1 protein-coding gene is annotated in these 725 nt (G+C 63.6%); it reads right to left on the reverse strand.

Features of this window, described 5'->3' with window-relative positions; translation table 11 throughout:
- Positions 1–725 (reverse strand): DUF935 family protein (locus tag WS46_RS15015; RefSeq protein ID WP_156443136.1); only part of this gene is annotated, 725 nt, incomplete at both ends.

Here is a 725-nt window from a genome sequence, read left to right on the forward strand (position 1 = left end):
GGATCGGACGCGCCGAAGTTCAGCGCCGACAGCATGTAGCAGAGGTTCGTGAGCGTCCGCTGCGCCTGGCGCGCGTCCGACGTCAACAGATCCCGCCGCACTTCGTTGTGCGTCTTGCCGAGCGCGTTCGTCGACGTCTTGCCGTCAGCCTGCGAAGTCAGCGTACCGCCGAGGATCGCCTTCGACACGCTCTTCTCGCACCAGTTGATCATGGCCTCGAACGGGTCTTTCGTGCCGTCGGCCGCTTCCTGGAATTCGATCAACATTCCTTCCGGGATGATGCCGGCCGCGTTGTGGCCGATCTCGGCCACTGCGCGCAGCAGCGTGGCTTTCTCTTCCTTCGTCGAACCCGGCGGATACTTGCCAACGCGCAGCGGCAGGCCGTAGATTTCGAGGAACTCGGCCAGGTCCGACACCGCGTAGGTCTTGAACAGGTACGGCCACGCCAACACGCGATGCAGGCCCGCCCGGGTCAGATAGCCGCTCTTCGCGCGATGCTTGTGGACGAGCCAGCCGAACGGCCAGAGCGGTTGACCGTCCGACGAGTTGTCGCGCAGGCGCAGATCGTTGCCGTCATACAGCGGTGTGCGAAACCATCGTTGCGGCCGGTGGGTGAGCGTTTTCGGGAGCCACACCTTCTCGACCTGGTGCCACTCGATTTCCTGCGCCGAGAATCCATGACCGATCGCGTCCATCTGATCGAACAGCACGTCGTCGAGATTCGC

The organism is Burkholderia sp. RF4-BP95 (genome assembly GCF_001521985.1).
GTDB lineage: Bacteria > Pseudomonadota > Gammaproteobacteria > Burkholderiales > Burkholderiaceae > Burkholderia > Burkholderia diffusa.